We start from the raw sequence: 9,929 nt of genomic DNA on the forward strand, positions 1-9,929 counted from the left end.
AAACCATTGGTTGATGTTGAAGAAAGTAGTGGTAATCGACTGGGTAGGGATGAAATCAGAAAAGCACCGACCAGAAGTGTTGGAGAATTAGTTGAACTTACAGCTGGTGTCCAAGGCGGTAGTGTTAAAGGACAGAGAGCCGAAGGTACAGTGTATTTCATTGACGGAGTTCGTGTTCGTGGTTTCTCAGGTGTTCCTCAGGGAATGATTGCTGAAATCAATACCATAACCGGTGGTATTTCTGCTGAATATGGTGACTTTACAGGTGGTGTTGTTAGTATTACCACTCGTGGACCTTCGAACAGATTCTCAGGAGGTATTGAAGCAGTTTCATCTCAGTTTATTGATCCTTTCGGATACAATACTTTTGAAGCTAATATTTCAGGCCCCCTAATCGTTAGAAATAACGCAAAAAAAGGAACTGTTTCTCAGGAAGCAATTTTAGGATATTTGATTTCAGGTACACTTAACTTCCGTAAAGACCCAAGCCCTTCACCAACTGGCGTTTGGCAGGTTAAAGACGAGAAGTATGATTATTTGGAAGCAAATCCATTAAGTCCATCACCTAATGGCGTTGGTTTTGTTCCTTCTGCTGAGTTTATTACACAGGATGATATGGAGCAAGTTAGAGCCCATAGCGACATTAATAGTTTTAGCTATCAATTAAGCACCAAATTTGATTTCCAGCCCTCTAAAAATATCAACCTTACATTAGGTGGTATGGCTGCACATTCAAAAGGACGTGGCTATTCCTATTATCATTCCTTGTTTAATTATAGGGATGCTTCACAAGCTCAATCAATAAGTAATACTTTCCGTGGTTATTTCCGTTTCCTCCAAAAATTAAACTTTGGTGGTGATGATAAAACAGACACTGACAAAAAAGGATTGAAAATCAGTAATGCTTATTATACATTAATGGTTGACTATACCAAGCAGCTTAATACATCTCAACATGAGATCCATAAACAAAACTATTTTGATTATGGCTACTTAGGAAGCTACGAAAGATATTGGGAACCTGTTTATCGTTACGATTACGATACTGTAAATGGCAAACTTGAGCAAGCTTTTGTATTTAGCGGCTATCGCGATACTTTAGTTGTTTTTAATCCTTCCGATTTAAATTCCTCACGTTCAAATTATACAACTCAGTTATTTGATTTAAGTGATAACGACATCAGCAATATGAACACCATTCAGCAGTTTGGTGGTTTATTAAATGGTGATGGACCAGGTAACGTATATTCTTTATGGGCCAATGTAGGTTCACCATATGCTACATCTTGGGGTAGATATGATGAAGATCAAATCAGAGTAACAGGTAAAGCATCAATGGATGTTAACAGGCATGCTTTGTCATTTGGATTTGAATATGAACAACGCTTGCAAAACTATTATGTAGTTGGTGCCAACAATTTATGGACTGTTATGCGTTCCTTAATCAATTCTCATTTACAGCAATTAGATACTGAAAATCCTTTGCCGGTTTTTGATGAAACAGGAAGCATCTTTTTAGATACGATCAATTACACAATTCTTAATGATGGAACTCAAAGTACATTTGATAAGAACTTCCGTGATTACTTAATTTCAAACGGTGGAACAGATGTTTATGGAAATCCTATAACTCAACAATCACTCATTAATGTTGACCGTTATTCACCCGACATGTTCTCTTTGGATATGTTTAGCGCTGATGAACTTCTGGAAAGAGGTTTGGTTTCCTATTATGGATTTGATTATCTAGGTAATAAATTGAGCAAGAAGCCTTCACTAGATGATTTCTTGAACAATGAAGATCGATTAATTGCTCCTCTAAATCCTATCTATATGGCTGGATTTATTCAGGATCAATTTTTCTTTAGAGATATGATATTCAGGGTTGGTTTACGTGTTGACCGTTTCGATGCCAATCAGGCTGTATTAAAAGACAAATATTCCTTATACCCAACGCGATCAATTGGTGAAGTTTCAACAATCAATGGCAAATCAATAGAGCATCCTGGTAATATGGGTACTGACTATGTGGTTTATGTTGATGATGCTTTCAATCCAACAGAAGTTGTAGGATATAGAGATGGAGATAATTGGTATGATGCAACAGGTTCAGAAATTACTGACCCCAATGTATTAGCACTGGAAACAACTTCAGGAAATATTGCTCCTTATTTGGTTGAAGATAATGAAGAAGAACTTAAACTTACAAAAGAGTCGTTTACCGACTATGTTCCTCAAATTGATTTATCCCCAAGAGTTTATTTCTCTTTCCCAATATCTGATGAAGCTAACTTTTATGCTAACTATGATATCAGGGTTCAGCGACCAACTTCCGGATTGTTCACTACAATAGATGACTATTACTATTTGGAACAAAGAGGCACTTCAAGTTTGAATAACGCTGCTTTAGAGCCACAAAGAATTACAAGTTATGAACTTGGCTTCAAACAAGCGATTAGTCAAAAGTCAGCCATTTCATTGAATGCATATTACAATGAGACAAGAGATCTTATTAATGTGCGTATGATCAATCAAGCTTATCCAAGAAGTTATATGACATTTGATAACATTGATTTTTCAACTGTAAAAGGTTTTTCAATTACATATGATTTAAGAAGAACCAGAACTAACAATTTACAACTATTAGCCAGTTACACACTTCAGTTTGCTGATGGAACAGGATCAAATGCTGCTTCACAAGCCGGACTTATCAGTGCAGGTCAACCAAACTTAAGAACACCTTTCCCATTGAATAATGACTATCGTCATGCAATCAACAGCTCTTTAGATTACAGATTTAGAGGTGGAATGGGTTATAATGGACCAACTTGGGAGAGAAAAACCAAAGATGGTGCTACTAAAGTGGTTAAAGTTTTAGAAAACACAGGTGTTAACTTCCTCATTAGATCAGTTTCAGGACGTCCTTATTCGAAGCAAGGAAATGTTACAGAAACTCAGGGAGTAGGTATCAGACAATCTGCTACATTAAAAGGAACCATGAATGGATCACGATATCCATGGACATTTAATGTAAACGTTAAGGTGGATAGAGATTTTTATTTCTATCACAAGAAAGACCAAGGACAAACAACCCTTACTTCCTTACCGTTTATGTATTTGAACGTTTATATTTGGGTTCAGAACTTATTTGATATTCGTAATGTCAATTATTTGTATAGATATACAGGCGATTCAAATGATGACGGATTTTTATCTTCATCATATGGAATAACAGCTGTTGAACAAGCAACTTTATCGCAGGCATTCTATGATCAATATTATATCAAAGTAAATAGTCCATTCAACTACAGTCTACCAAGACTATTGCGAGTGGGTGCAACTATTAGCTTCTAATTTTTTGAATAATAAAATACCATATATTATGAAAAAACATATTATTTGGATTACTGCACTAGCCTTTGTCACCTTTTCGGTGATAGCAAAGGAAGATGTACCAAAAGCAGAAAAGAAATCATCTGCTTCTTCCATGCGCCTTGCTGCTGGATGTGATCCTGCTTCAGCTTCTGCGAATCTGGACATCAATAATGTCAGAGCCAGAATCATGAATGGAGGAGACATGTGGTGGGACTTAGTAGGAACTGCCAAGTATGAAATTCCAAAAGTAACAGAAGAAGGCGAAACAAGAAAAACATCTCTTTTTGCTGGTGCTCTCTGGATCGGTGGATACGATGATGGAAACAACCTTCGTGCAGCTGCCATGACTTACAGACAAGGTGAAAGCTGGGATTTCTTTCCTGGCCCACTGGATGTAAATACAGCATCAATTGATGAATCTGAGTGTATTAAGTGGGATAAAATATTCCAAATTACACGCGAAGAAATTGATCAATATATTGAGTCAAATGGCGCAATTATGTCTGATAATATCCGCGACTGGCCAGCTCATGGTGATGTTGGAATGGGACAGGCAAAATATTTAGCTCCATTTTTCGATTCTGACGAAGATGGTCAGTACGATCCTTACCAAGGTGATTATCCTGATGTCAAGGGTGACCAAACTTTGTGGTTTGTTTATAACGACAAAGGAAATTCACATACTGAGACAGAAGCTTTATCAATTGGTTTAGAAATCCAAACTCAGGCATTTGCTTTTGCTACCAATGATGAGATCAACAACATGACCTTTTATCAGCAAAAAATTGTAAACCGTTCGAAGAACAAACTTAGTCAGGTTTATTTTGGCCAATGGGCTGATGCTGATTTAGGATATGCTTACGATGACTATGTTGGTTGTGATTCTACACGTAGTTTAGGAATCTGCTATAATGGCGATGACTTTGACGAAGGTGTTATGGGATATGGATCAAATCCACCATCCATCGGTATCGATTTTTTCCAGGGTCCATTAGCTGATCCATTTGATGGTGTAGATAATGATAAAGACGGTGATATTGATGAAGAAGGTGAAGAAATTATCATGTCTAAGTTTGTTTATTATAACAACGACTGGAGTTTAAAAGGTAATCCAAGTGAAGGAATACATTTCTATTACTATTTAGTTGGTAAATTTAAAAATGGACAAAAAATGCGTTATGGAGGCGATGCCTTCAACGATGTTTGGGAAGATCGTGTAATCAACTATATGTTCCCTGATGATCCACGTAAGCCTAATCCTGCTTGGTCAGAAATTACAGCAGGTAATGCTCCTGCCGACAGAAGATTCTTACAAAGTTCAGGTCCATTTACTTTAAAGCCAGGTGCTGTTAATTTCATTACCGTAGGCGTAGTTTGGGCTCGTGCAACCAGTGGTGGAAATACAGGTTCATATGATTTGTTAATTATTGCTGATGATAAAGCCCAAAAGCTTTATAACAATAATTTCAAACTTCTGGATGGACCCGATGCACCAGATTTAGTCATTCAGGAACTCGATCGTGAGTTGGTACTTTCTCTAGAAAACACATATGCTACTGAAAAATATTATGACAGTATTATTTCTGAAACAGGTAGTTCTATATTTTATGGTTTTCAAGGATATCAAATTTATCAGTTAGCAAATTCAACCGTTACAACAGCTGAATTAGATCAACCTGATAAAGCAAGATTAGTTGCCCGCGTAGATATTAAAGATGGTGTCAAGCAATTGGTTAACCGTCAATACGTTCCCGGTTTGGGTATTGTTCCAACTGAAAAAGTTGATGACAATGGTGACCTTGGAATCAAGCACACATTTTCCGTAAAAACAGATGCTTTTGCATCTGGTGAGGGCGACCTTGTTAATTATAAATCATACTATTTCTTACTGATAGCTTATTCAAATACCAATGCTCCAGATGAATTTGAACAATATCTGGCAGGTAGAAAAAACATCATAGTATCCGTAGGTATTCCACATAAAAACGATTCGGAATTTGATGGAACAGAATTGCATAGTAGTTATGGAGACGGACCTGAAATTACACGAATTGAAGGTACCGGTAATGGTGGACAGTTCCTTGAATTAACGGAAGGTTCTGTAAATTATATTCTACAAAACAAGTTCATGGCTAATCCAGTATACAAAGGTGGAAATGGCCCTGTGAATGTTTTCGTGTATGATCCAATTAAAATACCGAATGCAGATTTTGAACTTCGTTTTATCGATTCTTCATTACTACCTACTCCAGATGATTACTTTGAAGAACTTACTTATAAAAGTTATTGGATGTTAACCAATCTCACAACTGGTAAATCTGTAATATCTGATGCAAAATATGGTAAGGATTACGAACAGATCTTCCCAGAATGGGGTTTATCAATTAAAGTTGATAAAGTTGTTGGTCCATCGAATGATACGTTAACAGATGATAATGGATATTTAGATGCTCAAATTGAGTTCGAAGATATTTCAAAATCATGGTTAACCGGAATTCCAGATTCTGATCCTTCAACAGCTATGGGAAGTATTCCTTGGCCTTACAACTGGATTCGTTCAGGTAAGTTTGAAAACGTAGCTGGAACTAACAATGTAGCTATTGATGATGCGAAAAATGGAGATTGGGTTGATCCAAACGAAGTTTATGAGAAAATGATCGATGGACGTATTGCACCTTACGGCTTGGCTGCAAGAAATGCAAAAGAAGGTAGTTACTTTTCCTTTGGTCCGGCTTATTTATCATCAAATTACCGTGATAATAATCTCAATAGGTTACAAAGTATTGATTTGGTTTTAACATCAGATAAGAGTAAATGGACAAAATGTATTGTTATTGAAACCTCTGAGGATGAAAACTTATCACAGGGAAATGTCAAAAAACATGCTTTAAGAGATCATTTTTCATGGGCTAATACAACTGATGTAGATAATAATGGCGATCCCGTTTATTCAACTTCTGAAAAAGGAAGATCATGGTTCCCAGGTTATGCAATTAGCCTTGAAACCGGAGAAAGAATGAATATCATTTTTGGTGAAGATTCCTACTGGAAATCAGACAATGGAGATGATTTACTCTGGAATCCAACAATAAACTTCCAGAATCCAGCTGCATCTCACAGAGAAATTGATAAATACATTTGGGGAGGTAAGCATTATATCTATTTGATGGAAGCCAGACCAGATCCAAGATTTACCAATAGTTTTACATTTAACTCTGTTTACGATGAAGGAAAATCTTATATGGATTTCTTCAACTCCAATCCATCGCAGTTTAAGCAGATTTATTTCTGGTCGCAAGCAATGTATGTTATGATGGCACAGCCTTATCAGAAACTTACATCACTCGATCAAGGTTTGATTCCAACGGAAACAACGATTAAAATCAGGATACAGAAGCCTTATCAAACATTTAAGACTTCTCCAACACCTGAAAATAATAATTTACCATTGTATCGTTTTAGCACAACCGAAATATCAATGACTAATTCTCAGGAATTAGGAGAAGATGCAATGGAAAAAATTAATATCGTTCCTAATCCATATTATGCTTTCTCATCTTACGAGAAAAATCAGCTGGATAATAGAGTCAAGATTATTAATCTTCCTAAGCATTGTGAAATTTCGATTTACACTTTGAGTGGTAGTTTAGTAAGAAGAGTTAAGAAAGATGAGACTGATGATACGCATTCATTGTATTATGATTGGGATTTGAAAAACTTAGCTGGCATACCAGTAGCATCTGGATTGTATATTATTCATATCAATGGTTATGAATTAGGGACCAAAACACTTAAGTGGTTTGGCATAATGCGTCCTATTGACCTTGATACATTTTAATGAATTTTAAATCTACTTTAGTTATGAAATATCTTAGCTTAGTAATTATAAGTCTCCTTATCAGCACATCGATGACATTTGCTGGAAATCCTGATCGAGTGGGACAAGCCGGGGCAACAGAATTATTAATTAATCCCTGGGCACGTAGCTCTGGATGGAATGGTGCAAATACATCCTTTATATCTGGCGTTGAAGCAATGCGCTTTAACCCTGCAGGAATCATGAATGTTCCCACTTCAGAATTTATTTTTTCCAGAGCTATATGGCTTTCAGGAACAGATATATTTATCAATTCATTTGGATTTGTAACCAGTGTAGGTGCTGCTGAAACAGGTTCCTTAGGTATCAGTATCATGTCGTTTGATTTTGGTGATATTGATATTACCACTGTGAATCAACCTGAAGGTGGTATAGGAACATACAGTCCAAGTTTTACCAATATTGGTGTTACCTATGCACACAAGTTTTCGGATAGAATTCGTGCGGGTGCTACCATTCGCGTTATTTCAGAAACTATTCCTGATGCAAAAGCAATGGGAGTAGCATTTGATGCCGGACTTCAGTATGTGACAGACCTGAGTGGAGATGAAGATAAACAAAGAACCAAATTTGGAATCTCATTACGGAATGTTGGTACACCTATGCGTTTCAATGGTGATGGATTAGCTCGCAGGGGTTCATTTGAAGGTGAAGATCCTACCTTAACGGTATCGACTCCTTCTGCTGCTTTTGAATTACCTACTATGATAAATATTGGTGTAAGCCAGGATTTCTATTTAGAGGCAACTGAAAAGCATAAAATTACTGCAGCTGCAACATTCACTTCTAATTCATTTTCCAACGACCAATATGTATTGGGATTACAATATAGCTGGAGAAACATTCTCATGCTTCGTGGTGGGATGATATTTGAAGATGGCATTCTGAATGCAGAATCAAGAGTAAATGTATATACGGGTCCCTCAACAGGATTTTCAGTGAACCTACCTTTTGGAACTGAAAAAGATAAAACATTTGCTGTTGACTATTCTTACAGATTCACAGAATATTTTGCAGGAACTCATACTTTTGGGGCAAGACTAGTTTTCTAAAAGTCCAAGTTAAACTTACTATGTGAACGTTTCGGCTAATACCCGAAACGTTTTATTAATATATAATCAGACACACAAATTAATAATATGGCAGAAATTACATATTATAGCGCAGAAGGCTTAAAGAAGCTTGAAGATGAGTTAAGACATCTTAAACTAGTTGAGAGACCAGATATAAGCAAACAAATTGCTGAGGCTCGCGACAAAGGTGATTTATCAGAAAATGCAGAATACGATGCTGCAAAAGATGCGCAAGGGCATTTAGAGGCCAAGATTTCAAAAATGGAAAATATTTTGGCTAATGCCAGAGTGCTGGAAGATAACAACCTCGACACCTCTAAAGCATTTATTCTCAGCAAGGTGCGAATAATGAATCACAATTCAAATAAAGAATTTACCTATCTCTTGGTTTCTGAAAACGAAGCAGATCATAAAATCGGGAAAATATCTGTTAAATCACCTATTGGTAGTGCTTTACTTGGTCAAAAAGTTGGCGACATTGTGGATGTTATTGCACCGGCAGGAAAAATCAAACTCGAGATTCTGGAAATTAGTCGATAAATTGAATGGCCATGACAAGTATTTTCTCAAAAATAGTTGCAGGCGAAATTCCTGCTTATAAGGTTTATGAAGATGAAAACTTTCTGGCTTTTTTAGATGTTTTTCCAATAGCAGCTGGTCACACATTGGTTATTCCGAAAAAAGAAATAGACAATGTATTTGATTTAGATGACGAATTGTATTTGAAATATCAGCTTGTTTGTAAGAAGATCGCCAAAGCTCTTGCCATAAGTATTTCTTGTGTTCGAGTAGGATCAGCTGTAGTCGGACTGGAAATTCCACATGCGCATATTCACTTGGTTCCGTTGAATTCGATTGGGGATTTAAATTTTGAAAAACCAAAACTAAAGTTTTCAAAGGAAGAGTTTCGGCACATGGTTCAACTTATCAAATCAAATCTGTAAAAAATCCAATATACTTTATTTGCTTAGGAATTAACCCAAGAGGCTTATTTCTTTCAATCGATCAGGTTCCAGAATTTTGAGGTCTCCATTCGAAAGATCAATTAATCCATCTTTATGGAAACTTTTCAGAACAGAGAAAACACTTACTCTGGTCATTCCCGTCATATCAGCAATTAACTGTTTTGAAAATTCAAATTTAAAATTTTGACTCTCATAGATGTCGTTTGCTAAATACAAAATATTTTCAGCAAGACGCCCTTCCCTATTCTTCTGATTTCTTGAAATTAGTTTATTTAAAGTCGATATATGATTCTTGTTTTGTTCACCAATAAATGCACGTAAAAACTCCTTGTTCTCTTCTAATAATTCTTGAAAAACAGAAATATTAATAAAACAAACTCTCGATTGTTTTAATGTTGAAACGCTATAATGATGAAAGTCATCAAAAAAAACACCTAAACCGGTAATAAATTCTGGTGGCTTAATCAATCTCAGGACAAGTGAATTACTTCCATTATCAGAATGAACGACTTGAGCTAAACCTGAAACAAAGGAAATAACATGCGTGCTTTTGGTGCCTTGCTTATAAATCAATTCACCATTTTTATAATCTACCGTATATCTGTTTTCAGACATATACTTTAGTTGGCTTTCCGTTAA

Annotated in this window: 6 protein-coding genes; 5 read left to right on the forward strand and 1 reads right to left on the reverse strand. The window is 36.2% G+C overall.

The genetic code is table 11. The features are described from left to right. The 5 genes from HOG71_12935 to HOG71_12955 form a co-directional block, all read left to right on the forward strand. On the forward strand, positions 1–3,354 hold a 3,354-nt coding region (locus HOG71_12935), incomplete at its 5' end, for a hypothetical protein (GenBank protein ID MBT5991749.1). Positions 3,355–3,382: 28 nt separating this feature from the next. Further along, a complete protein-coding gene (locus tag HOG71_12940) occupies positions 3,383–7,213 on the forward strand; it encodes a hypothetical protein (protein MBT5991750.1) in 3,831 nt (1,276 codons plus the stop codon). Between the two features lie 23 nt (positions 7,214–7,236). Further along, positions 7,237–8,304: a PorV/PorQ family protein gene (locus tag HOG71_12945; protein MBT5991751.1), complete on the forward strand. Its 1,068-nt coding sequence runs from the start codon at positions 7,237–7,239 to the stop codon at positions 8,302–8,304. A gap of 87 nt (positions 8,305–8,391) precedes the next feature. Continuing rightward, the gene (greA, locus tag HOG71_12950; GenBank protein ID MBT5991752.1) at positions 8,392–8,865 is read left to right on the forward strand and encodes a transcription elongation factor GreA; all 474 of its coding nucleotides are present in this window, start codon (positions 8,392–8,394) and stop codon (positions 8,863–8,865) included. 11 nt (positions 8,866–8,876) lie between these two features. Further along, positions 8,877–9,269: an HIT domain-containing protein gene (locus HOG71_12955; protein MBT5991753.1), complete on the forward strand. Its 393-nt coding sequence runs from the start codon at positions 8,877–8,879 to the stop codon at positions 9,267–9,269. Between the two features lie 30 nt (positions 9,270–9,299). On the opposite strand, the gene HOG71_12960 is transcribed toward HOG71_12955, so the two are convergent. Next, positions 9,300–9,905, reverse strand: coding sequence for a Crp/Fnr family transcriptional regulator (locus tag HOG71_12960; GenBank protein MBT5991754.1), 606 nt, complete (start codon positions 9,903–9,905; stop codon positions 9,300–9,302). Positions 9,906–9,929: the final 24 nt, after the last annotated feature.

The sequence above is a fragment of the Bacteroidota bacterium genome (assembly GCA_018698135.1).
Taxonomy (GTDB): Bacteria; Bacteroidota; Bacteroidia; order CAILMK01; family JAAYUY01; genus JABINZ01.